We start from the raw sequence: 25,354 nt of genomic DNA on the forward strand, positions 1-25,354 counted from the left end.
TCCTCACTGCAGCGGAGGATCGCCGCTGGTGCGCTTCTTGGCGAGGTCCATCTCCGTCACCGCGATCAGAATCTCGGCGCGGGTCTTCAGGTCGGGCGCCTCCAGCATGGCCTGCTTCTCCGCGGGGCCATAGGGCGACATCATCGCCAGCGCGTTGACGAGCGCTTCGTTGGGCGCGCTTTCGACGCCTTCCCAGTCGACCTTGAGATTGTTGGCCTTCAAAAAGTCTGCCAGCACGGCCAGCAGCGCCTCGCGGTCGACCTCGTCCTCGCCCATGCGCGCGGTGAAGTCGTCGACGAAGGCGAAGAAATCCACCTTGCACTGCCGGTAGGCAGTGAGCACCTCGAGCTCCTCGACCACCTTGAAGCGCGAGACGCCGGTGAGCTCGAGGATGTAGCGGCCATCGCCGGATTCGGCGAGCTGGGTGATGCGGCCGACGCAGCCGACGCGGAACAGCGTCGGCTTGTCGGAATTCTTCGGCGAGTGCGCGACATCAGGCTGGATCATGCCGATCAGGCGATGTCCGTCGCGGAAGGAATCGTCGACCATCGACAGGTAGCGCGGCTCGAAGATGTTGAGCGGCATCTGGCCGCGGGGCAGCAGCAGCGCGCCCGGCAGCGGAAACACCGGAATGATCTCCGGGAGGTCGGCGGGTCCGCGATATTCGATGTTGATCGGCATCTGGTCCCGGTCCCCGCTGACTTGGTCAACCGCGCCTACGAAAACAGGATCGTCGACAAGCGCTTGCGTCCCTCGACGGTTGCATCATCCGTGCCGCCCCAGGCTTCGAAGAACTGCACCAGCTGCTTGCGGGCGCCGTCGTCGTTCCATTTGCGGTCGCGCTTGACGATCGCGAGCAGCTGCTCGGTAGCGGCCGCACGATTGCCTTGCGCGTTCAGTGCGGTCGCGAGGTCGAATCGGGCCTGATGATCGAGCGGGTTTGCGGCGACTTTCTGTTCCAGCTCGGCGACCGGTCCGAGCGATTGCGCCTGCTCGGCGAGATCGATCGCGGTCTGCACGGCCTTCACCGCGGGGTCGTTGCGCTTGGACTCCGGCACCATGGCGAGCGTCTGCTTGGCCTGCTCCATTGCGCCGGAGACGGCATAGCATTTTGCGAGGCCCGCGAGCGCCGCGATGTTGGTGGCATCATGCTGAAGCACCTCGGCGTATATCTGCGCCGCCGCCGCCGCATCGCCCTCGGCGAGCACGGCTTCAGCCTCCTGCAGGATCTCGGCGATATTGGGCTCGCCCGGCGCGGTCATGCCCTTGGTCAGCTTTTCGATGAAGGCGTTGAGCTGGCTCTCGGGCACCGCGCCCATGAAGCCGTCGGCGGGCTGGCCGTTGACGAAGGCGATCACGGCCGGGATCGACTGGATGCCCATCTGGCCCGGGATCGCCGGGTGCTGGTCGATGTTCATCTTGACCAGCTTGACCTTGCCCTTGGCCGCCTTGACCGCCTTTTCGAGCAGAGGGGTGAGTTGCTTGCAGGGGCCGCACCACTCCGCCCAGAAATCGATCAGCACCGGCTGGCGCTTCGATTCCTCGATGACGTCCTTCACGAAGGTCTGGGTGGTGGTGTCCTTGATCAGATCGGCCGCAGCCGGGCCCGCCGCTCCGTTACCCTGGTCGATGATCGTCACGGGGATCCCCTCGTCTATGTCCGGAATGGCGGGTCTTTAGCATGCCGCCGCTCCTTATGCTCGCTGTCGGCTCCTAAATTGGGCCGCGACGGCCGAATTTCAATCCATTGCGGCCGATTCGCCGGTTCCGGGGCACTTTCGGGCCATTTCGCCGCATTCAGGCTCCATATGGGGCCTCAAGAACCGAATCTATGCTGCCGGTAGCTGTTGCATTCCCCTCCCGCTTTTGGCATAGGACAGCCGTTGCCGGCGCGTCACGCGACCGACACAGGATGCGGGTGTAGCTCAGTGGTAGAGCACGACCTTGCCAAGGTCGGGGTCGAGGGTTCGAGCCCCTTCGCCCGCTCCAGTTTTTCCCAAAGCATCCAGCCGATCCGGACGGAAACGTGGTTCGCCGCGCCGCTGGCGGCTGTCCTGGGTTCGCAATGACAATTCTGGTCACCGGCAGCGCAGGCCACCTCGGGGAAGCCATCCTCCGGACCCTCCGGGCTCGCGGTTACCCGGTGCGCGGGATCGATCTGAAGCCATCGCCCTTCACCGACGCGGTCGGCTCGATTGTCGATCGCGGTTTCGTGCGCCGCCAGATGGGCGGCGTCTCCGCCATCATCCACACGGCGACGCTGCACAAGCCGCATGTGGCGACCCATGGCAAGCAGGACTTCGTCGACACCAACGTCACCGGCACGCTCAACCTGCTCGAGGCGGCGGCGAGCGCGGGCGTGCGCAGCTTTGTCTTCACCAGCACCACCAGCGCGTTCGGCTCGCAGCTTCGCTCCGGGGCCGGGCAGGCCGCCGTGTGGGTCACCGAGGATCTGCTGCCGGTGCCCAAAAACATCTACGGCACCACAAAACTGATGGCGGAGACCCTGTGCGAGCTGTTTTATCGCGAGCGCGCCCTGCCGGTCGTCGTCTTGCGAACCTCGCGCTTCTTTCCAGAAGATGATGACGATCCGGCGATGCGCTCGGCCTACACGCTGGAGAACGCGCAGGCCAACGAGCTGCTCTATCGCCGGCTGGACATCGCGGACGCCGTGAGCGCGCATCTGCTCGCCGCCGAACGCGCCCCGAAGATCGGTTTCGCCCGCTACATCGTCTCCGCCACCAGCCCGTTCGAGCCGCGCCATCTCGCCGCGCTTGCGCGCGATGCGGCCGGTGTCGTGCGCGAGCTCTATCCGGATTGCGCGCAGCTGTATGCGGCGCGAGGCTGGAACCTCCTCCCCGAGATCGACCGCGTCTATGTCAACGAGCGCGCGCGGCGTGAGCTCGGCTGGCGGCCGGAATTCGACTTCGCGCATGTGTTGAGCTGCCTTCGCGACGGTCGCGATTTTCGCAGTGCGCTGGCGCGCGAGGTCGGCGCGAAAGGCTATCATGATGCGGTGTTCGACGACGGGCCTTACCCCGTCGCCCCCTGAGCGCCGCGTTCGTCATTTTGCTCGATGCATCAAATGCCTGTCCGGCGTCACCGCGCGCAACCCGGCCCGAGCCGTTCTACTGTGCATGGGGTTGTTTTCGCAGTTTTTGTTTTGGCCCGTCTCTCGTGCTGTCTGAAGGCGAGCCGCCTGCCGGTCTGATTCCGCGTTGCAGCGAGAACGCTGTCGTCGCGGTGTTCGCGCTCATTGACACTCCGTCTCAATATTTAATGAGCGCAACCGCAACCCATGCGATGCCCTTCTCAGCACTCGCAGATGTGCTAGCCTTTTTATGTCTGCCTCTCGGCAGACCCCAAACTTCGCCTCTCGACTAGCAAAACAAAATAAATCGCAGCCCTGGCGGCTGCCTTAGGGGAGTGACGCGATGACATCGATGTTCCATCGATCCGTGTTGGCACTTGCGGCCGTGGCCCTTCTTGCGGGGACCAGCGCCGGCAGCGCGCAACAGCAGGACAAGAGCAAACCGCTGAAGAAATACGAATCCGGCACCAAGGAGTTCTGGACCCATCCGCCAGATGACTGGTTCCTCGGCGACGAGACCGAGGCGCAGAAGGGTCTCGCGCCGCCGTCGGGTCCGCCGACCGGCGCCTCCGATGCCGAGCTCGCCAACATCATAAAGAAGGTCAAGCTGCCGCCAGGATTCAAGATGGAGGTCTATGCCTCCGGCGTGCTGGCCGCGCGGCAGATGGCCTGGGGTGACAAGGGCACGCTGTTCGTCGGCTCGTTCGGCCTCGGCAACGTCTATGCCATCAAGGACAACAACGGAAAGAAGGAGGTCAAGACCGTCCTCAAGGGCCTCAACATGCCCACCGGTCTCGCCTTCAGGGACGGCGCGCTCTACGTCATCGCTGTCGACAAGCTGATCCGCTACGACAATGCGGAGGCCAATCTCGACAAGCTCGGCGACGGCAAGGTCGTCTATGACGACATGCCGTCCTATGCCGCGCATGGCTGGAAGTACATCGCAGTCGACAAGGAGGGCTGGTTCTACATTCCGTTCGGACCGCCCTTCAACATTGGTGTCCCGCCGACCAGCGTCTCGCAGATCCGCCGCGTCGATCCCAAGACCGGCAATGCCGAGATCTACGCGCTCGGTGTCCGCAACTCGGTCGGCGGCGACGTCGATCCGCGCACCGGCAAGTACTGGTTCACCGAGAATGCCCGCGACTGGATCAGCGATGATCTGCCCTCGGACAAGCTGAACATGATCAACCGGATCGGCGAGCATTTCGGCTATCCCTATTGCCACCAGGGCAACCTGCCGGACGACAAGTTCGCCATGGGCCACAAATGCTCCGAGTTCACGCCGCCGGTGTTGAACCTCGGTGCGCACGTCGCTCCGCTCGGCATGAAGTTCTATACCGGCGACCAGTTCCCCGCTGAGTACAAGAACAACATCCTGATCGCCGAGCACGGCTCCTGGAATCGCCACAAGTACCAGGGCGGCCGCATCATGCGCGTGATCGTCGGGCCTGACGGCAAGAACCCCAAGCAGGAGGTGTTCGCCTCCGGCTGGATCGAGGGCGACCAGGGTTATCTCGGGCGTCCTGACGACATCATCCTCGCCAAGGACGGATCGATCCTCGTCGCCGACGACTGGGCCGGCGCGATCTACCGCATCAGCTACAGCAAGAAGTAGCACGACAAGAGAAAGAGGCTGCGGTGGCCGGAGGGTGCCGCAGCCTCTTTGCTGAAAACGTGGATGTTGTCGTTCCGGATTGCGCGCCAGCGCAAGTCCGGAACCCATAACCATAAATCGGGGTTATGGATTCTCGGATGCGCAATTGCGCATCTTAGCTCGTGCTTCGCACGCCCTGGAATGAGCTAATTAGATCGGAATTCCCACGATGCGCCGCCAGTTTTCTTCTTACGCCATCGGCGCGCTCTCGCTTGCGGCGCTCGCATCCGTCCCGGCTCAGGCTGCGGACAATGCTGCGATCAAGGAGAAGGCTGCCGTCTGCTCCGGCTGTCACGGCGAGAACGGCGTTTCGCAGACGGAGAATATCCCCTCGCTGGCCGGCCAGCCTGATCAGTTCATCCAATGGCAGCTCGTGTTCTTCCGCGCCGGCTCGCGCAAGAACGAGCAGATGCAGCCGATCGTCGAGGAGCTCACCAACGAGGACATCCGCAATCTCGGCGCCTATTTTTCACAGCTGACGCCGCCGAAGGGACCGGAGGACGGCGATCCCGACCTGTCGAAGAAAGGCGCGCAAGTTGCCGCCGGCCGCCGCTGCGCCTCATGCCATACGGACAGCTTCGCCGGCACCAAGGGAGTGGCGCGACTGGCTGGCCAGCGCGAGGAATATCTGGTCAAGGCGTTGCGCGACTACAAAGCGGGCCAGCGCGTCGGCGGCGGCGTCGCCGCGATGGCCGATGTCGCCTATCACATGAGCGACGAGGAAATCACGGCGGTCTCGCACTATCTCACGCATTTGAAATAGTGCGGGGCTAGTTGCGGCAATCTCCGCTGTCGTCCCGGACAAGCGCGCCTCGAGCGCGCGCAGATCCGGGACCCATAACCACAGGAAGATGTGGTTACGAGGGCTCGGAGTGACGACGTCGCGCACAATGTAGTCTTGTGGCTATGGGGTCCGGATCTGCGCTTACGCTTGTCCGGGACGACACCGAGTGTGTGGCTGGGTGTTACCCCGCCCGCTGCCTCTCATACGCCTTCAAATGCGTGTAGGCGATGCGCAGCTTGGGCACCGGCACCTTGGCGGCATCGGCGCGTGCGATGAGATCGCCGATGACGTGATCGGCTTCGACCGGCAGGCCCGCCTTGATGTCGCGGAACATCGAGGCCGTCATCGGCGAGCCTTCGGCGGTGAGGTTGCCCTTCACTCGCTCGAAGAACGGCCCGCCCGGCGTATAGCCCGACGCGGTGGCGATCGCGCTGGTCTCATCGAGCATGCCGAGCAGGAAGTCGCGGCCGCCGGGCGCGGCGAGGATGTTGCCGACGGAGGTGCGCATCAGGCTGGTGGAGGCCGCAAGCGAGGACAGGAACACCCACTTCTCCCACATGTCCTGCATGATGTTCTGGCTGGCGGCGGCACCGGTGATACCGCTCTTGAAGGCCTCGTCGATCGCCTTGACGCGATCTGACAGCTTTCCGTCGCGCTCGCCGTAGTTCAGCGACTGCATCGGTTGGAGCTGCACCACCTCGCGTTTCTCGTTCAGGGTCGCCGCGATGGCGCAGAGGCCGCCGAGCACGCGCTCCTTGCCGAATTTTGCATCGAGGATATCGAGATGCTTCATGCCGTTCAGCATCGGGATGATCGCCGTATCAGGTCCGACCGCCGGCGCAAACGATTTGATGGCGTCGTCGAGATCGAACGCCTTGCAGCTCAAGAGCACGACGTCGAACTTGTCCTTGAGCGCGTCGGCTTGCACGGTCGGCGGATTCTTCAAGGTCACATCGCCATTCGGGCTCTTGATGATGAGGCCGGCGCTTGCGAGCTCGCCGGCGCGGCGCGGCCGGACCAGGAAGGTGACGTCGCGGCCGGCTTGCAACAGCCTGCCACCAAAATAGCCGCCGATGGCGCCGGCGCCGACCACGAGGATACGCATGGGATGCTCCATTGTTGCTCTTGATTATTACTCTTGGCGGCTACTTATAATCGCCATTTCGAGCGAAGCGAAGCAATCCAGAATGTTGCCGCGATCACATTCTGTCGCCGGAGAATGAGCGGCTAAGTCCCGAGCACCATCTCCTCGACCTCGCGCAGCTGCTCCTTGCCGAAGAACATCTCGTTGCCGACGAAGAAGGTCGGCGAGCCGAACGCGCCGCGGGCAACGGCGTCCTCGGTGTTCTTGATCAGCCTGCCCTTCACCTCGGGTTCCTGGCTGCGGGCGAACAGCTTCTGGGCGTCGAGTCCGGATGAGGCCAGCGCCTTCACCGCGATCTCGGGATCGTCCATCTTCTTCGGCTCACGCCACATGTGGTGAAAGGCCGCCTCGACGTATTTTTCGAATACACCCTCGAGCTGTGCGGCAATTGCCGTGCGCATCAGGTTCAGCGTGTTGATGGGGAAATGCGGATTCCAGACATAGGGCTGGACATGGAAGCGCTTGATGAAGCGCTCGGTCTCGACCTGATGGAATTCACGCTTGTTCTTGATGCCCGCGAGCGTCTCGGCCGGCGACTTGTTGTTGGTCGACTTGAAGATGCCACCGAGCAGGATCGGCATATATTCGAACTTGACGCCGATGCGCTGCTCGATCGCGGGGATCGCGAGGTGGCTGAGATAGGCATTCGGGCTGCCGAAATCGAACAGGAATTGCGGGGTTGTGCGGGTCAAAATCGTCTCCGTGACCTAACTTTTTTGATCTGGCTTACCCACATTGTGACGCAGCGTGCCCTGCGGGTCCACCGTTTAATGATGAGCATAATACTCTGGAAATCAGACCAGCCGTCGGATCGCCCGCTTGCGCCAGACCATGAGGTAATAGCCCATCTGCAAGACGAACATGGCGCAGAACACGATGGGATAGGCGGCCCACACGCCCGAAAGGCCGATTGTGTGGCTCAGGATCACCGCGGCCGGCAGCTCGATCGCGAGGATCGCGAAGATCGAGAGCAGCATTGGCATCAACGCGACGCCGGCCGCCCGCATGGCACCTGAGAACACTGTGGCGAGGCCAAACGGCACCGAGCTCCACAGGGCGATATCGAGCAGGCCTTTTGCCAGATCGAGCACGGCGGCATCGGTGATGAAGATGCCGAGGATTGCGCGCGGCGCGAGATAGATCAGCGCCACGAGCCCACCGGTCAAAACGAGGTTGAAAGCGAGCCCGGTCCGCACGATGCCGTCGAGCCGGGCCCTGTCGCCGCTGCCGACGGCCTGCGCGCCCAGGATCGAGACCGCGATCGAAATCGACATCGCCGTGAACTGCGTGTAGCCCATCACCTGGTTGACGGCGCCATAGGCCGCAGTGGCCTCCGATCCAAAGCGGTTGACGAGGCCGAGCAGAACCAGCTCTGCGATCGCCATCACCACCATGCCGATGGCGCTCGGCAATCCGATGCCGAGGATTTTTCCTAGCATGGCGCGGTTGAGCCGCAGGTGACCCAGCAGCGCCGCATCCGGCGCGAGCGCGTGCTTCTTTCGTAGCAGATTGAGTGCCAGCGCGATCAACGTGAGGGCGTTCGAGATCGCGGCCGCCCATGCCGGGCTGGTGATGCCGGCCGCCGGCAGTCCGAATGACCCACGGATCAACATCGGCGTCAGGATCAGCCCGATCGCGGTCGACAACGCCAGCGCCAGCAGCGGCGTCAGCGCATCGCCGACGCCGCGGATCATCGCCGTCATCAACAGGAAGATGAAGCCGAGCGGCATCGTCAGCAGCATGATGCGCGCATAGGCGCTGGCCTGGTCGAGAATGTCCGCGGGCGTGGCGAGAGCCATCATCAGCTGACGGCTGAAGAGCCCGCCGATCAGCGCCACTGAGATTGAAAGCAGAAGGCCGATCGCGAGCGTCGTGCCTACGACGCTCCTGATCCGGCCGTGCTCGCCCGCGCCAAAGGCCTGGCCGATCAGCACGGTCGCGCCGGTGCTCAGCCCCATCACGAAGGCGAACAGGAAGAACATCACCGGGAAGAAGACTGAGACCGCGGCGAGCGCATCGACGCCGATCATCTGGCCGAGATAGACGTTGCTGACGGTGCCGAACAGCGATTGCAGCGCGTTGCTCAGCATCAAGGGTGCGAGGAAGCGGAGGAATGTTGTCCAGAGCGGCTTGGGGACAGACATGGATTGGCCTTTCATCAGGGCGTGCGAAGCCGTTGCCGCGCAATGCGCGGCTCGGCCGTCGATGGGAAGGTGAGAGCGCGCGCGCCTTAAGCGCGGTCGCTGTAGGCGAGCTTGACGATGTGGTCGCGGATATCGGTCGGCCAGTCCGCGATCAGTCCGGTGAAGCGTCGCCGGTCGTCGGCAAACAGCGCGCGCGAGGCTTCCTCGAACTGCGGCAGGTTGCCCGCCATGGTCGACATGAAGTGATAGGCCGCGTCGCGCGCCTGCCGCTCGCGGTCCTTGTCGCCGCTCGCGCGCCTGGCCTCATCGACGAGCTTGCGCAGCGCGACCGAGGCGCCGCCCGCTTGCGCGTTGAGCCACTCCCAGTGTCGCGGCAACAGCGTCACCTCGCGCGCGACCACGCCGAGCTTCGGCCGCCCGCGCCCGCGCGGCTCGCTCGGTGGCGTGCGCTCCTCGACCGGCGGCGGCACAAGCTTCGCCAACCGCGCCAGGACCTCGCGATCCCCGCCGCGCAGATCGAAGTCGATCGATCGGCCGGTGCCGTCCTCGAAGATGAGGATGGGCTCGTCCGGCCGTTGCGCTACCCGCTTGACGACCAGCGCGACCTCGCCTGCCGGCCCGGACACCAGGCGACGCTGCCCCTGGAAGGCGGTGAAAATCTTCTGCATTGGAATCATTGTCATTTTGACGACGTTGGGTCATTTAATACCCGGGTAAATTGTCGGCGTCAATATACCCGGGTGAAAATATCCGTCCTGATGGCTCGACATTGTGATCCCGGGCTGGCACGAACGGCGCCGCGACTGAGCACGCCTAGCCACTACGCCTTGCCCCGGGGACCTCGCCGATGCTGACCGTTCACCACCTCAACAATTCCCGTTCGCAGCGCGTGCTGTGGCTGCTCGAAGAATTGGGCGTGCCCTACGAGATCGTGCGCTATCAGCGCCAGCCGGACATGCGCGCGCCGAAGGAGCTGCGCGCCATTCATCCGCTTGGCAAGTCGCCCGTCATCACCGACAACGGCAACACTATCGCCGAGTCGGGCGCGATCATCGAATATCTCATCGCGACCTACGGCAACGGCCGGCTGATCCCGCCGCCGAACACGCCGGAGCGGCTGCGCTTCACCTATTGGCTGCATTACGCCGAAGGGTCCGCGATGCAGCCGCTGCTGTTGAAGCTGCTGTTCACGCTGATGCCGAAGCGCGCACCCGCGCTGCTGCGTCCGCTGGTGCGCAAGGTCTCGAACCAGGCGCTGACCACCCTGGTCAATCCGCAGCTCAAGCAGCACATGGATTACTGGGAAGGCGAGCTTGCAAAGAGCGAGTGGTTCGCCGGCAACGAGTTCACCGCAGCCGACATCCAGATGAGCTTTCCGCTGGAAGCGGCGCAAGCGCGCGGCGGGCTCGAGCAGGGCCATCCCAAGGCGATGGCGTTCCTCGAGCGCATCCACGCGCGGCCTGCCTATGCGCGCGCATTGGAAAAGGGCGGGCCGTATCAGGTGGGACGGTAGTTCTTTTTTATCGTCATCCCGGGGGCGCCCGAAGCGCGAACCCGGAATGACGAGATCCCGGGTTCGGCTCTGCGAGCCGCCCCGGGATGACAGTGACTGCTAGTGCGCGTGCAACACGCGTCCGCGCGTCTCCGGCAGCGCGAAGGCGGCGATGAAGAACAGCGCGTAAGCGACCACCGCGAAGATCGCGGTCGCATTCGCAAGCGAGGTCGACGCCGACAGCGCGCCGACGAGGAACGGAAACAGCGCGCCGATCCCGCGGCCGAAATTGTAGCAAAAGCCTTGGCCGGAGCCGCGCAGCCGCGTTGGATAGAGCTCGGTCAGGAACGCGCCGATTACTGCCCCGCAGCTTCTGCGCCGCGCGTGCGCGGATCGGGTGCGCCGAGCGGCCCGTTGGGTGTCACGACAATCGAATTGGCCGACGTCTGCCCCATCGGCTCGACGATGACATGGCCCATCGCCTTCAGCTTACCCAGAACATCGCTCGGAAAGCCGCCCTCGACACGGACTTCGTCCGGCAACCATTGGTGATGCAGCCGTGGCGCTGCGACGGCGGCCGCAACATCCATCCTGTAATCGAGGACGTTGACGATGACCTGCAGCACGCTCGAAATGATGCGGCTGCCGCCGGGCGAGCCCGTTACCAGCACCGGCTTGCTGTCCTTCAGCACGATGGTCGGCGACATCGAGGACAGCGGCCGCTTGCCGGGGCCCGGCAGATTGGCCTCGAAGCCGACGAGACCGTAGGCATTGGAGGCGCCGATTGCGGCGGTGAAATCGTCGAGCTCGTTGTTGAGCAGCACGCCGGTGCCGTCGGCAACGAGGCCGACGCCGTAGCTGAAGTTCAGTGTATAGGTGTTGCTGACGGCGTTGCCGCTGGAATCGACGACGGAAAAATGCGTGGTGTTGCTGCCCTCGCGCGGCGAGGGAGCCGCGGAAACGAGCTCCTTCGACGGCGTGGCGCGTTCGGCGGAGATGCCGGCGCGCAGCTTGGCGGCGTAGTCCTTCGCGACGAGCGTCTCGATCGGCGCGTTGACGAAGGCGGGATCGCCGAGATAGCGCGCGCGATCTGCGTAGGCGCGCTTCATCGCCTCGATCAGAAGATGCAGCGATGCCGGCGATCCCTGCTTCAGATCGGCGAGCTGAAAGCCCTCGAGGATGTTGAGCGTCTCCACCAGCACGACACCGCCCGACGAAGGCAGCGGCATCGACACGATGTCATAGCCGCGATAGGTGCCGCGCACCGGCGCGCGGATCACGGCCTGATAGGCCTTCAAATCGGCGGGCGTCATGATGCCGCCGGCGTCCGTCACGGCTTTGGCGAGCTTTTCCGCGACCGGTCCTTCATAGAAGCCGCGTGGCCCCTGTGCGGCGACGGCCGAGAGCGTTTCAGCGAGATCGCCCTGCACCAACCTGTCGCCTTCGCCCAGCGGCGTGCCATCGGGCCGCGAGAAGATTTTCGCCGAGGAGGGCCAGCGTGCCAGCCGCCGGTGCCAGTTAGGCAGCGTGTCGGCCATATCGTCGCCGACGGCGAAGCCGTCGCGGGCCAGCGCGATCGCGGGCGCAAGCAATTGCGCCAGGGTGAATTGCCCCGAGCCGTATTTCTGCAATGCCAAAGCGAGGCCCGCGACCGTGCCGGGCACGCCGACACCGAGCGCGGAATCCCGTGACTTCGCCGTATCGGGCTTGCCGTCGGCGCCGAGGAAGATTTGCGGCGTGGTGGCCGCCGGCGCCGTCTCGCGGTAATCGATCGTGATGTCTTCGTTGCGGTCCGCGGAATGGATCACCATGAAGCCGCCGCCGCCGATATTGCCGGCACGCGGATAGGTCACGGCCATCGCAAAGCCGGTCGCGACCGCAGCATCGACCGCATTGCCGCCGCTCCGCAGGATATCGGCACCGATCTGCGCAGATATCCTCTCCTGCGCGACGACCATGCCGTGCTCGGCGGCGACGGCGCGCACCGTGTCAGGCGCGGCTGGGACATAGGCCCGTCGCGCATCCTGGGCGGCTGCCGGTGACAGTCCAAACGCCAGGGCGGCTATGAAGGCGAAAAATGTCCGCCTTGTCGAATTTGACGACATCATCAAGCTTCCGCCGTGGCTTCGAACCAGTTCACATGCCTCGCTGCAATGCTATACGGTTTGCCCCAAGGGAGGCAAAACTGTTCGTGATGAGGACTGCGTGATGACGACGATCGCCCCGGATGTGCGCATGGCCGGCGTGGCGCGGACCTATCCGCCGCGCGCCGCCGTCGTCAGCTGGATTTTCTTCGACTGGGCCGCGCAGCCTTATTTCACGCTGATCACGACCTTCGTGTTCGCGCCCTATTTCGCCACCAGCATTGCGCCGAACCCTGCCACCGGCCAATCGATGTGGGGATTTGCGATGGCGGCCGCGGGCCTTGCGATCGCGTTGATGTCGCCGGTGCTGGGCGCCATCGCGGACGCCTCGGGCCGCCGTAAGCCGTGGATCGCCGGGTTCGGTGCGCTGCTGGTGGTTGCATCCTGCACGCTATGGATCGGCAAGCCCGGCGATCCCTCCATCATTCCGCCACTGCTCATCGCAGTCGCGCTCGCCAGCGTCGGCGCGGAATTCGCTACCCTCTTCAACAATGCGATGATGCCGACGCTGGTGCCGCCGGAGCGCATCGGACGGCTCTCCGGCACCGGCTGGGCCACCGGCTATGTCGGTGGAATCGTCAGCCTGATCATCGTGCTCGGTTTCCTCGCGGCCAACCCGCAGACCGGCCGCACATTACTCGGCTTCACGCCGCTGTTCGGGCTCGATCCGGTCAGCCATCAGGGCGATCGCATCGTGGGGCCGCTGACCGGGCTGTGGTTCATCGTCTTCGTGACACCGCTGTTCCTGTTCACGCCGGATTATCCGGCGAAGCGCCCGGTGCGCGAGGCTTTGCGTGAGGGGCTGTTGGAGCTGAGGCAATCGATCAGAAGCCTGCCGCAGCAGAGATCGCTGGCGGCATTTCTGCTCGCCAATATGATCTATACGGATGGTCTGGTGTCGCTGTTCGCCTTTGGCGGCATCTATGCCGCGGGCACCTTCGGCTGGCACACCATCCAGATCGGCACCTTCGGCATCATGCTCGCGATTGCCGGCGCATTTGGCGCATGGTTCGGCGGCAAGCTGGATGATCGTCTCGGGCCGAAGCGCGTCATCGCCGGCAGCTTGCTCGTGCTGCTGTTGTCCGTGGCGGCAATTCTCCTGGTCGACAAGGACAGCGTGTTGTTCATCAAGGTCGCGCCCCCGCAAGCAGACGCTCCCTTGTTCTCGAGCGCGGCCGAGCGCGCCTATCTCGTGCTGGGCTGCCTCATTGGCGCGGCCGGCGGTCCACTCCAGGCGGCCTCACGCACGCTGCTGATCCACCTCGCACCGAAGGACCGCATCGCGCAGTATTTCGGCCTGTTCGCGCTGACCGGGAAGGTGACGTCCTTCATCGGACCGCTGCTGATCGGCACGATCACCGCGGTGACCGCAAGCCAGAAGGCCGGCATGGCGGTGCTGGTGGTGTTCTTCGTCGCGGGGCTGGGGCTGTTGATGCGGGTGCGGGATTAGTCGCATCACGCGATTCATCCTTCGTCATTGCGAGGAGCGAAGCGACGAGGCAATCCAGACTATCTCCGCGGAAACAGACTGGATTGCTTCCGCCTTCGCCAAGGCTTCGGCGGACAAGTCGCTGCGCTCGCAATGACGAAGTCGGTGGGTTCGTCGTTCGCTCTTGCAGCTCGCCTTGCCGATCGACTCAGTGCCGGAAATGCCGCGTGCCCGTGAACACCATGGCGATGCCGTGCTCGTCGGCGGCCTTGATCACCTCGTCGTCGCGCATCGAGCCGCCGGGCTGCACCACCGCGGTGGCGCCGGCCTCGATGCAGGCGAGCATGCCGTCGGCGAAGGGGAAGAACGCATCCGACGCCACCACCGAGCCCTTGGTGAGCGGCTCGGCGAGCTTCAGCTCGTTCGCCGCATCCTGGGCCTTGCGCGCGGCGATGCGGGCCGAATCGACCCGGCTCATCTGACCCGCGCCGATGCCGACGGTGGCGAGATCCTTGGCGTAGATGATCGTGTTCGACTTGACGTGTTTTGCGACCCGGAACGCAAACTTGAGGTCGCGCATTTCAGCGTCGGTCGGCGCGCGCTTGGTCACGATCTTGAAGGTCATGTCGTCGACCACGGCGTTGTCGCGGCTCTGCACCAGCAGGCCGCCGGCGACCGTCTTGGCGGTGAGGCCAGGCGCGCGCGGATCGGGCAGGCTGCCGGCGAGCAGCAGCCGCAGGTTCTTCTTGCCGCCGATGATGGCGATCGCTTCCTCGGTGGCGTCGGGCGCGATGATCACCTCGGTGAAGATTTTTGTGATCTCGCGGGCCGTATCCGCGTCCAGCGGACGATTCATCGCGATGATGCCGCCGAAGGCCGAGGTGGAATCGCAGGCCAGCGCCTTGCGATAGGCGTCGACGAGGTTTGATCCCTCCGCGACGCCGCAGGGGTTGGCGTGCTTGACGATGACGCAAGCCGCGGTGCGCTTGGCGTCAAACTCGCCGATGCATTCATAGGCCGCATCAGTGTCGTTGATGTTGTTGTAGGAGAGCTCCTTGCCCTGGAGCTGCCGGGCCGTGGAGACGCCCGGGCGCTTGTCGGGCGTCACGTAGAACGCCGCGGTCTGGTGCGGGTTCTCGCCGTAGCGCAGCGACTGGATCAACTTGCCGCCGAAGGCGCGGAAGTCGGGCGCGTCGATCTCGAGCTGGCGATTGAACCAGTTCGAGATCGCGGCATCGTAAGCGCCGGTGCGCGCATAGGCCTTCGCGGCAAGCCGCCGGCGCAGTTTCAGCGTGGTCGCGCCCTTGTTGGCGGCGAGCTCGTCGAGCACGGCCTTGTAGTCATCTGCCTCGACGACAACGGCGACGTCGTCATGGTTCTTCGCGGCGGCGCGGATCATCGCGGGGCCGCCGATGTCGATGTTCTCGATGCAATCCTCGAAGCCGGCGCCTTTGTCGACGGTCGCCTCGAACGGATAGAGATTGACGACCAAAAGATCGATCGGTGCGATGCCGTGCGCCTTCATCGCGTCCACATGTTCCTTGTTGTCGCGGATCGCGAGCAGGCCGCCATGTACCTTCGGATGCAGCGTCTTGACGCGGCCGTCCATCATCTCGGGGAAGCCGGTGAGGTCGGAAACATCCTTCACCTTGAGGCCGGCCGCGGCGATTGCTTTCGCAGTGCCGCCGGTCGAGACCAGCTCGACATCATGCGCGGCGAGCGCCTTTGCGAATTCGATCAGGCCGGTTTTGTCGGAAACGGAAAGCAGGGCGCGGGTGACGCGGCGGGGATGGTCAGTCATGAGCAAGATCCTCTGTCTTAAGGAGTGTCTATGCCCAGGCGCGCGGCAGATATGTGTCGCGCTTCCCGATGGTGCTCCATCCAAGGTCGCCAGTCGCGCGAGCGAGGGCTCGATAGCAGTTTTCGGCGTGCTTCACAACGATCAGATAGGGCTGAATCCGCGCGTTTACAGCGGAAGTTCCGGTTCGCGCCGAGCGTTGCGGCGGGCATTGGTGACGGTCGGCGATGCCGTCGAGCGGACAAAGCTCCAGCGGATCGAGGGCGCCTGCCGCGCGTCCTGCCGGATCACGATCTGGGCGGTGCGGCGCGGCCCGTCATTGCCGGCCAGGAACACGCTGTCCTCGAGGTCGACCTTGTCGTCGAGCGCCTCGAAGGTCCAGACGTCGCGGTTCGGCAGCACCAGCATGACGCCGCGCGCATCAGACAGCCGGCTCGCCTTCACTGCCGGATGCAGATGGAAGCGCAGCGCAAAGTCAGCGTCGGCACCCTTGAAGCGTCCGCCCTGCGGCGGCGACAGCGTGTCCTCGCCGTCGATGCGCGCGCCGTCATTGGCGATCATCAGCACGCGGCGGTGGATCGCGCCGAATTTAGAAAGATAGCCGTCATGCGAGGTCGTGAGCAGCGTGCCGTTCTGCACGATCTCGCGATAGCTCTCGACCTCGACGGGGCCGCTGGTAACCGGCGAGCCGTGCAAGAGCCGCTTCATCGCCGACATCTCGACGAACTGGCACGACGAAGTATCGTGATAGGTCAGCGTCGAATGCGCCGCGGTGCCGCGGGCGAATGGCCGCCAATTGTCGCGGCCCGTGGTCGGCATGCCGCAATTGGTGACGATGCGGCTGATGCCGGAAGACAGTTCGAACGACAGGCAGCCGGCATGGGCATCGTGGCTGACGCCGGCTGGCGGCGGCGGGCCGGTGTCGATGATCACAGTGGTCTGGCCGGCATCGAGGCGCTGAAAGCCGGTATGCGGCATGTTCGCCATCGGCGCGCCGTGGGTGTCGTCATAAGCGAGCAGCGTGGCGAGCAGGTCGGACGATGTCGCGCTCATGCCGTTGAACAGCGCGAAGTTACCGTCGCCGTGGCGGAAGAAGCGCAGCATCGGCATCATGCGGTCGATCGCGTTGAGCAGCGCCGGCGGTGGCGCGATGTTGCGCGCAGCAAACGTCTGCCGCAGCGGCAGCAGGTCGATCAGGAGTTCGATCAGCGCGCCCGGATTGCGCGAGATGTGTCCGCCGTCGGGCAGGATCTGCCGCTGCAATTCGTCCGACAGCTTCTTCGATGCGCTGCGGATTTGGCCCGCCTGGTTGGCGAGGCACAAGGCCGCATAGCACAGCGCGATCAGCACCTGGAGCTTCGGCACCCCGTCGGGAATGTTGACCATGGTGTAGCGCAGGAAGCGGATCTCGCGCGCGAGGGCGCGCAGGTAACGGCGGTAGAACTTGTTGTCGGTCTCGCCCAGCACCAGCGGCGCCTGCGACAGCAGCGAGATCACGCGCCGGGCCAGCACGTCGGCGCGGCGCGCGACCGGGCGGCGCTTGTTGGCGGGGTTGGCGATCCAGTCCTCGATCAGCGCGCGCGCATTCGCCCGTGTCAGCGCGGTGTCGGCGGCGCGCAAATGGCGCAGCCAGCCGAAGCCGAGCAGCGCGACTTCCCAATCCTCCGACGGCGGCTCGAGATCGAAGATCGAACGGCCGTGGCAATTGACGATCTTGCCGGCGAAGACGAAGCGGCCGGCATAGATTTCGGCGGCGCGAGTCGCATCCGCGGTGCGCAGATCGTGCGGCGCGATGATCAGCCGATCGGTGCGGCCGGGCCAGACCCGCGACAGCGCAACGGAACCGCCGCTCGCGCGCGCGAGCATGTTCCGCGCGAAGCGGTTCATGACCAGCGTCGAGATACGTCTGCGTTGAGCGACCGACACGCTTTGCCTTGAAGGGGGAGAGGATTCCGACGAATCCCTATTAATCCCAAAATCGGACGTCTGACACCACCTTGAACGTGTGCGAATCAGCGTCGCGGTCGCAAAATCCGGTGCAAAATCAGGATTTAACGAGCCGGGTCGCGAAAAACCCATCGAGACCGCCGAGCTTGGGATCGGCGTTCGGCAGATGGCTGGGCAGGGTGCGCAGATCGCCGTCCCCTGTGATGATTTCGTCGAGGCCCGCGACCTCCGCGGCCTCGATCGGGACGCGGCGAAGCGCAGGCTCGCTCGCCAGCAGCGTTGCCACGGCCTGCTCACCCTCTTCGGGTTCCAGCGAGCAGGTACAGTAGACCAGCGTGCCGCCCGGCTTGAGCAACGATACCGATTTTCGCAGCAGCCGCTGCTGGAGCACAGTCATGGCGGTGACGTCGGCTTCCTGCCGCAGCCACGCCACATCGGGATGACGGCGGATCGTGCCGGTCGAGGTGCAGGGCGCATCGATCAAAATACCGTCGAAGCCTTCGGCTGGGCCGGCCCATTCCACGGCGTCAGCGACGACGGTCTCGGCCTGGAGCGACAGCCGCGCCAGGTTTTCACGCAGCCGCATCACCCGGGCCGGCGAGCGGTCGATCGCCGTGACCTGCGCGCCGGCATGCGCCAGTTGTGCGGTCTTGCCGCCGGGGGCGGCGCAGAGATCGGCAATGGACTTGCCCTTGACGTCGCCGAACAGCCGGGCCGGCAGCGCGGCTGCGGCGTCCTGCACCCACCATTGTCCCTCGGCGAAGCCGGGCAGCATGGTCACCGAGCCGTGCAGCAGCATCCGCACCGTTCCGGTCGGAAGCGTCTCGCCGTGCAGGCGGTTCGCCCATTGCGCGGCATCGGACTTCACCGTGAGATCGAGCGAAGGCTCGTGGCCGAGTGCCAGTGCCATCTCCCTTGCGGTTGCTTCGCCATAATGCGCGCTCCAGCGCGCGAGCAGCCATGGGGGCAGATCCAGCGATTGCGCGGCGACCTCCTCGACCAGCGCCGCGCCCTCGCGCGCGCAGCGGCGCAGCACGGCATTGACGAGGCCGGCATAGCGCGCGGCGCGCCGGTCGGATTGCACCAGGCGAACGGAGAGGTCGACGGCCGCGTGATCCGGCACGTCCATCCAGAGGATCTGCGCCGCGCCGATCAGGAGTGCGCTCTGCGCGCGCGGCGCATCGGAGGGGATGCCCTTGTCGAGCAGGCGGGACAGCACATGGCCGAGCGTGCCGAGCCGGCGCAGCACCGTGGCGACCAGTCGCCGCATCAGCGCGCGGTCGCGGTCGGCAAGCGTCTTCAGTCCGGGATGGGCGCCGCTGCCGTCGAGTTGGTCATCGAGCGTACGGTGCTTGTGCAGCACGCCGTCGACGATGTCGGCGGCAATCCGTCGCGCCGCGAGACCGGGCACTTCGGACGGAGGGGCGAAACGTTGAGATGGCATGCGGAAGCAAGGTTCTGAGCAAGCGGCAGTTCCGCCGCAATGGGCGCATGCCTTGAGAACCCAATCTCTGGCACGCGAATATGCCAAATGTAAGAATCGCTTCGGGCTTTTTCAGCCCTTCCGGGCCGATTTCAGGAATGCGTTATTGGACATCGCGTTGCGGCTCGTCCTGCGCTAGAAAGCCTGGCGATGAGTGATCAGCCTCCCGTTCCCGCCCGCAAGCAGCTTACGCCGGCAGCCCAGCGCGCGCTGGCCGAAGCCGAGGCGCGCCGACAGTCCGCAGCCGCGCAGGCCCAGGAGGCCGGCAAGGCGGCGCCGAAGGAGTTGCAGGGGCCGAAGGGACCCGAGCCGACCCGCTACGGCGACTGGGAGCGTAAGGGCATCGCCTCCGACTTCTGAGCGATCGCCGGTCCTGGAAGGCGTCCACTCCCGCCACTACAGATAGTGATTGTCCCTGAGATAACCGATGATGCGCTCGCAGGCCGCGTCGGTCGACATTTCTGACGTGTCGATGGTGATCTCCGGCGCCCGCGGCATCTCGTAGGGCTGATCGATGCCGGTGAACGATGGCAGCTCTCCCGCCCGTGCTTTGCGATAGAGCCCCTTGGGATCGCGATGCTCGCATTCGGCCAGCGGGGTCGCGACATGGATCTCGATGAACTCGCCTGCCTCGACCCGCTGGCGCGCCAGCTCGCGCTCGTTGCGGAACGGTGAGATCAGCGCGACCAGCGCGATCATGCCGGCATCGACGAACAGCGCCGCGATCTCGGCAGTGCGCCGGACGTTCTCCGCCCTGTCCGCGTTGGAGAAGCCGAGGTCGCGGTTGATGCCGTGGCGGAGATTGTCGCCGTCGAGCAGCGCGGCGTGGCGCCCGAGTTCGGCAAGCCTGCGATCGACGAGATCGGCGATGGTCGATTTGCCGGCACCGCTCAGCCCCGTGAACCAGAGCACGCAGGGCCGCTGCTGCTTCAGCTGCGCCCGCACGGGTTTGTCGACGGCAAGCCGCTGCCAATGAATGTTGGTGGCGCGGCGGAGCGAGAGATCGATCATTCCCGCGGCGGCGGTGCGATGGCTGATGGGATCGACGAGAATGAAGCTGCCCATGTCGCGGTCGTCGCGATAGGCCTCGAACACCAATGGACGGTCGAGGCTGAGATGGGCGTAGCCGATCTGGTTGGCGTCGAGTGTGGCAGCGCTTTCATGCGCCATGGTGTCGATGGCGATGCGGTGCTTGAGCGTCGTGATCACCGCGCCGGTCGAGGCCGCGCCGCATTTGAGCAAATAGCGACGGCCCGCGACCATGGCCTCGTCGTCGAACCAGACGAGATGGGCGGCCAGCTGATCCGAGACCTGTGGCGCGGGCCCCGCCGTCAGCACGTCGCCGCGACTGACGTCGATCTCGTCGGTCAACGTGAGCGTCACCGATTCGCCCGCCGCAGCGCGGTCGCGCTCGCCGCCGGGGATGAGAATGCGCGCGATGCGCGTCTGGCGGCCCGAGGGCTGCACGGCGATGGTCTCGCCGATCGCGACCGTTCCGCTGGCGATACGCCCGCAGAAGCCGCGAAACTCCGCATGCGGCCGGTTGACCCATTGCACCGGCAACCGGAACGGCCGCTGCGAGACATCGCCGGAAACGTCGACCGATTCCAGATAGGCGGTGACGGTCGGCCCGGCGTACCAGGGCATCCGCGCGCTGGCGGCGACGATGTTGTCGCCGTCGGGCGCGACGACAGGGATGCACTGGACCTGCGAGATTCCGAGCTGTCCGGCCATGGTCAGATATTCGGCAGTGATGGCCGCAAAGCGATCCCCGTCGAATCCGATCAGATCCATCTTGTTCACGGCGAGCACGACGTGACGGATACCAAGCAGCGACAGGATGTGGCTGTGGCGCCGCGTCTGCGTGATTACGCCCTTGCGGGCATCGACCAGCACCACGGCGAGATCGGCGTTGGAGGCGCCGGTCGCCATGTTGCGGGTATACTGCGCGTGCCCCGGCGTGTCGGCGACGATGAAGCGGCGCAGCTTGGTGGCGAAGAAGCGGTAGGCGACGTCGATCGTGATGCCCTGCTCGCGCTCGGCCTGCAAGCCGTCGACCAGCAGCGCGAAATCGAAATCGCCGCCGGTGGTGCCGACCGTCCGGCTCTCGGACGCCAGCGCGTCGAGCTGGTCGTCGAGCAGCGTCTTGGAATCGTAGAGCAGCCGGCCAACCAGCGTGCTCTTGCCGTCGTCGACGCTGCCGCAAGTGACGAAACGCAGCGTCGGACGATCGTCCTGTTCGAGCCGCGGCGCATCGGAGGCAGCGATCGTGGGTGCCTCGTGATAGGACATCAGAAGTAGCCTTCCGCTTTCTTGCGCTCCATCGATGCGGGACTGTCCCGGTCGATCATGCGTCCCTGCCGCTCGGAGGTGCGCGAGGCCATCATCTCGCGCACGATCTCGGGGAGCGTTGCCGCGGTCGAGACCGTGGCGCCGCTGAGCGGATAGCAGCCCAGGGTGCGAAACCTGACGGAGCGCCATCGCGGCTCTTCGCCTGCATGCAGCGGCATCCGTTCATCGTCCACCATGATCAGCGCGCCGTCGCGCTCAACCACCGGGCGCGAAGCCGCCAGATAGAGCGGAACGATCGGGATGTCCTCGAGCAGGATGTAGTCCCAGACGTCGAGCTCGGTCCAGTTCGACAGCGGAAACACCCGCATGCTCTCGCCGGGTGCGAGCATCGTGTTGTACAGGCTCCACAGCTCGGGCCGCTGGTTCTTCGGATCCCAGCGATGCGCCGCGCTCCGGTGCGAGAACACGCGCTCCTTGGCGCGCGATTTCTCCTCGTCGCGCCGCGCGCCTCCGATCGCGGCGTCGAAGCCGTGGAGGTCCAGCGCCTGCCGCAACGCCTGGGTCTTCATGACGTCGGTGTAACGGGCCGAGCCGTGGGTGAAGGGGTCAATGCCCTGGCTCAAGCCGTCATTGTTGGTATGGACGATCAGGTCGATGCCGAGTTCGCGCGCGCGACGGTCGCGAAACGCGATCATCTCGCGGAACTTCCATGTCGTGTCGACGTGCAGCAGCGGAAATGGCGGCTTGCCGGGATGAAAGGCCTTCATCGCCAGGTGCAGCAGCACCGAGGAGTCTTTGCCAATGGAATACAGCATCACCGGCCTGCAGAATTCGGCCGCCGTCTCCCGCAGGATGTGAATGCTTTCCGCCTCCAGGCGCCGAAGATGGCCGGCGGCGTGAAGCTGCTCGCCGCCGGTTCTTTCAAGGAGGGGTTCGGCGCTCGTGGGATTGTCCAGCATGCGGATCACGCGGCCTCAGCGAACCAGTCGCCGAACAGATGCGCCGAAATTGCCGCATTCAGGCCGAGATCGCGGACGCACGCCGCGACCGAAGCTCGATAGGCGTCATTGACCCCGCAGCGCTCCAGGATCTCCAGCTGAGCTTCGCTCACCGAGCCCGTCGCGCGGCGCTGGTAGCGATAGGCGCTATCGGAGGTGTGCAGATTGGGCACCTTGTAGATCGTCGCTTCGCTCGGGAAGATGACGCGCGCGTTGTTTGCCTGCACGCTTCCCGGTTCCCGCCATGACGTCACGGCATTCTCGGTAAAGCTGCTCGAAAGGCCGAGGCGGTCGAACAAGACGCGCACCGACGACAGGGCCTCCTTGCTCACCTCGTAGACGTAGTGCGTGACGGGAACGCCTTGTTGCTGGGCGTAACCTGCGACGCGGGCCGCGCTGAGTGCGGCGACGACATAGTGCCGCAGCAATGTATCTTCGGGCCCGCGCGAAATCAGCTTCTCGAGCCATGACGCCAGCGAACTCGCCGGCTCGCGATCGAGCATGATGAGATGCAGACGGTGCCGCGGATAGCCTGCTTCGACCAGGAGCTGCAGCGGATTGAACAAGCTCTCGGCGAGCACGTAGGGCCCGATCGTTTCCTTGCTGAAGATGTGCGGCTCGTCGCTCGCCGAGGGGATGACCCAGGGCGTCAGCGGACGGCCGACGAGCGCGTCGCGCAGGATCGCCTTCAGCGGTTGATAATATGAAGGCATGCCGGTCATGCCGAACAGATTGCTGAGGGCGGTCGAGCCGACTCTGGCCTTGCCGCATGCAAAATAGAGCATCGGAAAGTCCTGCGCCGGACGATGCAGGAAATCCTCGGCGAGGCAGTCCGTCACTTCACGCATCAACGTCGCGAGCGTGACGGCTCTGCTCTGGAATTCGCCCACTGGGGACAGCAGCATGGTGTCGAGGGAACTGTGCTGCTGCCGAACGAGGTCGGCCATTCGTTCGAGCGAATCGGCTGAAATTGCGTCGATGTTCATGTCGGAGGACCCGCTGTAGGGAGTTCCACGAGCGATTGCTCGTTGGATCTTTTCCAACCTACAGTTGTAAGGGGTGCCGGACAATTCCGGGGAATCCCGGAGGCGCTATCCATACGCGACGAGCATTGAAGATGTGCTCGTCGCCGCTATGCAGTTTCATACCGCGCGCACGGTGTTGAGGAACTTCTCGACTTCCGTCTTCAAGAGGCTGCTTTCACTCGACAGCGAGCGCGCCGATGCCAACACCTGCCCCGACGCCGCGCCGGTCGCGCTCGCGCCATGACTGACCTGGGCGATCTTGTCTGCGACTTCGACGGTTCCCTTGGCGGCTTCGCTGACGTTGCGCGCAATCTCGGCCGTCGCTGCACCCTGTTCTTCGATCGTCGCTGCAATGGTGGACGAAATGTCTGAAATGCGGGCGATGGTCGCGCCGATTTCCTTGATCGCTCCGACGGAGTCCTCGGTTGCCGATTGCATGCCGGCGATCTGCGCGCTGATTTCCTCGGTCGCTCGCGCGGTTTGCGCCGCGAGCGCCTTCACCTCGCTCGCCACGACCGCAAAGCCGCGGCCGGATTCGCCGGCGCGCGCCGCCTCGATCGTTGCGTTCAGCGCCAGGAGGTTGGTCTGTTCGGCAATCGCGGTGATCAATTTGACGACGTCGCCAATTCGGCCCGCCGCCTTGAGCAGTTCATTGATCCGGACATCGGTGCGCTCGGCCTGCCTGACCGCTTCGCTGGCGATGCGGCTGCAATCGTGGACCTGGCGTCCGATCTCGACGACCGAGGTGCTCATTTCCTCGGCGGCGGACGCGACCGCTCCGACATTGGTGGACGCCTCCTCCGAGGCCGCCGCGACCATTCCGGAGAGTTCCTGGGTCTCTTCCGCGGTTCCCGACAGCGTACCGGCGGCTGCCTCGAGCTGCTGGCTGGCCGCTGACACAGAGTCGATGATGCCGCCGACCGCGGCTTCGAACACGCCGGCGAGCTGGGTCATCTCTTCCTTGCGCTGAGCGGCCGCAGCGGCTTCCTGATTCTTCTGCTCAACCTCCATCTGCTCGATACGGATCAGGTTTTCCTTGAAGGTCTGAGCCGCGCGAGCGTTGTCGCCGACTTCATCGCCGCGGCGCGTGTAGGGAATCTCGATCGCCTTGTTGCCGGCGGCGAGCTGGAGAAGCACGTCGCCGATGCGCCGGATCGGCCGGGCGATGTTCGACACGGAAAAGACGGCGGACCCGATCAACGTCAGAACGACGAAGACGCCGACGATCAATGCGAAGGTGGCGACGCGGTCCAGTTCGGCCAGCATCTCGCCCTTGCGGCGCGCGGCGAATTCGTTGGCAACGCCGACCAGATCGTCGATCCGTTTGCTGACTTCCAGGGCTGCCGGACGCATACGCTCTGCGAGAATGGTGGCCTTCGTCGACTCTGCGGCAGTCCTGGCGCCGCCCGAGGGGGCGCCAATGACGGTCTTTTGCGCCCCCGCCAGTTCAATGCCGCTGGTCAGATACGCATCGACGAATTTCTTGGTCTCACGATAGGCGTCCTGGGTGACCTTGCGGGTCGCCCGGTCGGTGGCCGTATCGATTTCCGCGCCGGCTTCGCCTGCTCGCGCGCGGAGATTCTCGAGGAGCTTGTCAACCTCTCCGGCTGACGAGGCGGAGCTGATCTCGAGAGCTGCGAGCTGCGCCCGCGCCATCGCCGTCTGCGCCGCTTGCGCATTGCCTTTGTTGAGGTAGTTGATCGTGACCAGGCGATTGGATTCGGCAATCGACCGGTTGCCGAGCATCTGGTTGGTCAGCATGCCGCAGACCAGCACAACGCTCACGCCGGTGACGATGCCGAGCTTTGTTCCAATGCGAAACCTGAATGACCCCACCGCTCTCTCCTCGCGTTGCTGTATAGCCGGTATTCGCAACCAATGATTGAGATTTGGGTAATATTCGCGGATCTCCGGTAGAACTACGGC

At 64.8% G+C, this 25,354-nt stretch carries 20 protein-coding genes, 1 tRNA gene, 1 pseudogene and 1 riboswitch; of the genes and pseudogenes, 7 read left to right on the forward strand and 15 right to left on the reverse strand.

Annotated elements, in window-relative coordinates; all coding sequences use genetic code 11:
- Positions 1-3: 3 nt before the first annotated feature.
- Both XH81_RS21235 and trxA read right to left on the reverse strand, forming a co-directional pair.
- Entirely contained in the window at positions 4-681 is a 678-nt protein-coding gene (locus XH81_RS21235) for an LON peptidase substrate-binding domain-containing protein (protein WP_018323574.1), read from the reverse strand.
- A 35-nt stretch (positions 682-716) separates the two neighbouring features.
- A complete protein-coding gene (trxA, locus tag XH81_RS21240) occupies positions 717-1,640 on the reverse strand; it encodes a thioredoxin (protein ID WP_028139348.1) in 924 nt (307 codons plus the stop codon).
- A 274-nt stretch (positions 1,641-1,914) separates the two neighbouring features.
- On the opposite strand from trxA, the gene XH81_RS21245 reads away from it, so the two are divergent.
- The 4 genes from XH81_RS21245 to XH81_RS21260 all read left to right on the forward strand — a co-directional run bounded on the left by XH81_RS21245 (position 1,915) and on the right by XH81_RS21260 (position 5,511).
- Positions 1,915-1,989: transfer RNA gene (locus tag XH81_RS21245), tRNA-Gly, on the forward strand.
- A 76-nt stretch (positions 1,990-2,065) separates the two neighbouring features.
- Complete coding sequence (locus XH81_RS21250) at positions 2,066-3,052, forward strand: NAD-dependent epimerase/dehydratase family protein (protein WP_028139347.1); 987 nt, start codon at positions 2,066-2,068, stop codon at positions 3,050-3,052.
- Positions 3,053-3,434: 382 nt separating this feature from the next.
- Positions 3,435-4,709, forward strand: coding sequence for a PQQ-dependent sugar dehydrogenase (locus XH81_RS21255; protein ID WP_028139346.1), 1,275 nt, complete (start codon positions 3,435-3,437; stop codon positions 4,707-4,709).
- 208 nt (positions 4,710-4,917) lie between these two features.
- Positions 4,918-5,511 (forward strand): c-type cytochrome, encoded by a 594-nt coding sequence (locus XH81_RS21260; protein WP_028139345.1) that lies wholly within the window; start codon positions 4,918-4,920, stop codon positions 5,509-5,511.
- 202 nt (positions 5,512-5,713) lie between these two features.
- On the opposite strand, the gene panE is transcribed toward XH81_RS21260, so the two are convergent.
- From panE to XH81_RS21280, 4 genes are all read right to left on the reverse strand, one after another.
- Positions 5,714-6,637, reverse strand: a complete 924-nt coding sequence (gene panE, locus XH81_RS21265; protein ID WP_028139344.1) for a 2-dehydropantoate 2-reductase — start codon at positions 6,635-6,637, stop codon at positions 5,714-5,716.
- A 122-nt stretch (positions 6,638-6,759) separates the two neighbouring features.
- A complete protein-coding gene (locus XH81_RS21270; RefSeq protein WP_028139343.1) occupies positions 6,760-7,368 on the reverse strand; it encodes a 2-hydroxychromene-2-carboxylate isomerase in 609 nt (202 codons plus the stop codon).
- A gap of 102 nt (positions 7,369-7,470) precedes the next feature.
- Entirely contained in the window at positions 7,471-8,820 is a 1,350-nt protein-coding gene (locus tag XH81_RS21275) for an MATE family efflux transporter (protein ID WP_028139342.1), read from the reverse strand.
- A gap of 86 nt (positions 8,821-8,906) precedes the next feature.
- Positions 8,907-9,503 (reverse strand): DUF2239 family protein, encoded by a 597-nt coding sequence (locus tag XH81_RS21280; RefSeq protein ID WP_028139341.1) that lies wholly within the window; start codon positions 9,501-9,503, stop codon positions 8,907-8,909.
- A 164-nt stretch (positions 9,504-9,667) separates the two neighbouring features.
- Here XH81_RS21280 and XH81_RS21285 point away from each other — a divergent pair, with 164 nt between their 5' ends.
- Entirely contained in the window at positions 9,668-10,333 is a 666-nt protein-coding gene (locus XH81_RS21285) for a glutathione S-transferase family protein (RefSeq protein ID WP_028139340.1), read from the forward strand.
- A 99-nt stretch (positions 10,334-10,432) separates the two neighbouring features.
- On the opposite strand, the pseudogene XH81_RS21290 reads toward XH81_RS21285, so the two are convergent.
- A pseudogene (locus tag XH81_RS21290) lies at positions 10,433-10,669 on the reverse strand (MFS transporter); the annotation flags it as partial.
- The gene (ggt, locus tag XH81_RS21295; protein ID WP_028139339.1) at positions 10,669-12,420 is read right to left on the reverse strand and encodes a gamma-glutamyltransferase; all 1,752 of its coding nucleotides are present in this window, start codon (positions 12,418-12,420) and stop codon (positions 10,669-10,671) included. The gene ggt and the pseudogene XH81_RS21290, both read right to left, overlap by 1 nt.
- 100 nt (positions 12,421-12,520) lie before the next feature.
- Between ggt and XH81_RS21300 the strand changes: the two genes are divergently transcribed.
- Positions 12,521-13,906, forward strand: coding sequence for an MFS transporter (locus XH81_RS21300; RefSeq protein WP_028139338.1), 1,386 nt, complete (start codon positions 12,521-12,523; stop codon positions 13,904-13,906).
- Positions 13,907-14,093: 187 nt separating this feature from the next.
- Here the strand turns inward: XH81_RS21300 and purH are convergent, their stop codons facing one another.
- The 3 genes from purH to XH81_RS21315 all read right to left on the reverse strand — a co-directional run bounded on the left by purH (position 14,094) and on the right by XH81_RS21315 (position 19,074).
- Entirely contained in the window at positions 14,094-15,686 is a 1,593-nt protein-coding gene (purH, locus tag XH81_RS21305; RefSeq protein ID WP_028139337.1) for a bifunctional phosphoribosylaminoimidazolecarboxamide formyltransferase/IMP cyclohydrolase, read from the reverse strand.
- Positions 15,687-15,711: 25 nt separating this feature from the next.
- A riboswitch (ZMP/ZTP riboswitch) is annotated at positions 15,712-15,793 on the reverse strand.
- 58 nt (positions 15,794-15,851) lie between these two features.
- Positions 15,852-17,570, reverse strand: a complete 1,719-nt coding sequence (locus tag XH81_RS21310) for a heparinase II/III family protein (protein ID WP_028139336.1) — start codon at positions 17,568-17,570, stop codon at positions 15,852-15,854.
- Between the two features lie 157 nt (positions 17,571-17,727).
- Positions 17,728-19,074: an RsmB/NOP family class I SAM-dependent RNA methyltransferase gene (locus tag XH81_RS21315; protein ID WP_028139335.1), complete on the reverse strand. Its 1,347-nt coding sequence runs from the start codon at positions 19,072-19,074 to the stop codon at positions 17,728-17,730.
- 189 nt (positions 19,075-19,263) lie between these two features.
- On the opposite strand from XH81_RS21315, the gene XH81_RS21320 reads away from it, so the two are divergent.
- Entirely contained in the window at positions 19,264-19,473 is a 210-nt protein-coding gene (locus tag XH81_RS21320; RefSeq protein WP_028139334.1) for a DUF1674 domain-containing protein, read from the forward strand.
- Between the two features lie 36 nt (positions 19,474-19,509).
- Here the strand turns inward: XH81_RS21320 and cysC are convergent, their stop codons facing one another.
- The 4 genes from cysC to XH81_RS21340 all read right to left on the reverse strand — a co-directional run bounded on the left by cysC (position 19,510) and on the right by XH81_RS21340 (position 25,264).
- Positions 19,510-21,405 carry an adenylyl-sulfate kinase gene (gene cysC, locus XH81_RS21325; protein WP_028139333.1) on the reverse strand — a complete coding sequence of 632 codons (1,896 nt, stop codon included), beginning with the start codon at positions 21,403-21,405 and terminating at the stop codon, positions 19,510-19,512.
- Positions 21,405-22,364 (reverse strand): sulfate adenylyltransferase subunit CysD, encoded by a 960-nt coding sequence (cysD, locus tag XH81_RS21330; protein WP_028139332.1) that lies wholly within the window; start codon positions 22,362-22,364, stop codon positions 21,405-21,407. The genes cysC and cysD overlap by 1 nt, the downstream gene beginning before the upstream one ends.
- A gap of 5 nt (positions 22,365-22,369) precedes the next feature.
- The gene (locus XH81_RS21335) at positions 22,370-23,389 is read right to left on the reverse strand and encodes a sulfotransferase family protein (protein WP_028139331.1); all 1,020 of its coding nucleotides are present in this window, start codon (positions 23,387-23,389) and stop codon (positions 22,370-22,372) included.
- Between the two features lie 156 nt (positions 23,390-23,545).
- Entirely contained in the window at positions 23,546-25,264 is a 1,719-nt protein-coding gene (locus XH81_RS21340) for a methyl-accepting chemotaxis protein (protein WP_028139330.1), read from the reverse strand.
- Positions 25,265-25,354 lie beyond the last annotated feature (90 nt).

The sequence above is a fragment of the Bradyrhizobium sp. CCBAU 25360 genome (genome assembly GCF_028128695.1).
Lineage (GTDB): Bacteria > Pseudomonadota > Alphaproteobacteria > Rhizobiales > Xanthobacteraceae > Bradyrhizobium > Bradyrhizobium ottawaense.

Coding starts and splice junctions, on each gene's coding strand:
- XH81_RS21235 (WP_018323574.1), bottom strand. CDS start 681: ATGCCGATCAACATCGAATATCGCGGACCCGCCGACCTCCCGGAGATC.
- XH81_RS21250 (WP_028139347.1), top strand. CDS start 2,066: ATGACAATTCTGGTCACCGGCAGCGCAGGCCACCTCGGGGAAGCCATC.
- XH81_RS21255 (WP_028139346.1), top strand. CDS start 3,435: ATGACATCGATGTTCCATCGATCCGTGTTGGCACTTGCGGCCGTGGCC.
- XH81_RS21260 (WP_028139345.1), top strand. CDS start 4,918: ATGCGCCGCCAGTTTTCTTCTTACGCCATCGGCGCGCTCTCGCTTGCG.
- panE (WP_028139344.1), bottom strand. CDS start 6,637: ATGCGTATCCTCGTGGTCGGCGCCGGCGCCATCGGCGGCTATTTTGGT.
- XH81_RS21275 (WP_028139342.1), bottom strand. CDS start 8,820: ATGTCTGTCCCCAAGCCGCTCTGGACAACATTCCTCCGCTTCCTCGCA.
- XH81_RS21280 (WP_028139341.1), bottom strand. CDS start 9,503: ATGACAATGATTCCAATGCAGAAGATTTTCACCGCCTTCCAGGGGCAG.
- XH81_RS21285 (WP_028139340.1), top strand. CDS start 9,668: ATGCTGACCGTTCACCACCTCAACAATTCCCGTTCGCAGCGCGTGCTG.
- ggt (WP_028139339.1), bottom strand. CDS start 12,420: ATGATGTCGTCAAATTCGACAAGGCGGACATTTTTCGCCTTCATAGCC.
- XH81_RS21300 (WP_028139338.1), top strand. CDS start 12,521: ATGACGACGATCGCCCCGGATGTGCGCATGGCCGGCGTGGCGCGGACC.
- purH (WP_028139337.1), bottom strand. CDS start 15,686: ATGACTGACCATCCCCGCCGCGTCACCCGCGCCCTGCTTTCCGTTTCC.
- XH81_RS21310 (WP_028139336.1), bottom strand. CDS start 17,570: ATGAACCGCTTCGCGCGGAACATGCTCGCGCGCGCGAGCGGCGGTTCC.
- XH81_RS21315 (WP_028139335.1), bottom strand. CDS start 19,074: ATGCCATCTCAACGTTTCGCCCCTCCGTCCGAAGTGCCCGGTCTCGCG.
- XH81_RS21320 (WP_028139334.1), top strand. CDS start 19,264: ATGAGTGATCAGCCTCCCGTTCCCGCCCGCAAGCAGCTTACGCCGGCA.
- cysC (WP_028139333.1), bottom strand. CDS start 21,405: ATGTCCTATCACGAGGCACCCACGATCGCTGCCTCCGATGCGCCGCGG.
- cysD (WP_028139332.1), bottom strand. CDS start 22,364: ATGCTGGACAATCCCACGAGCGCCGAACCCCTCCTTGAAAGAACCGGC.
- XH81_RS21335 (WP_028139331.1), bottom strand. CDS start 23,389: ATGAACATCGACGCAATTTCAGCCGATTCGCTCGAACGAATGGCCGAC.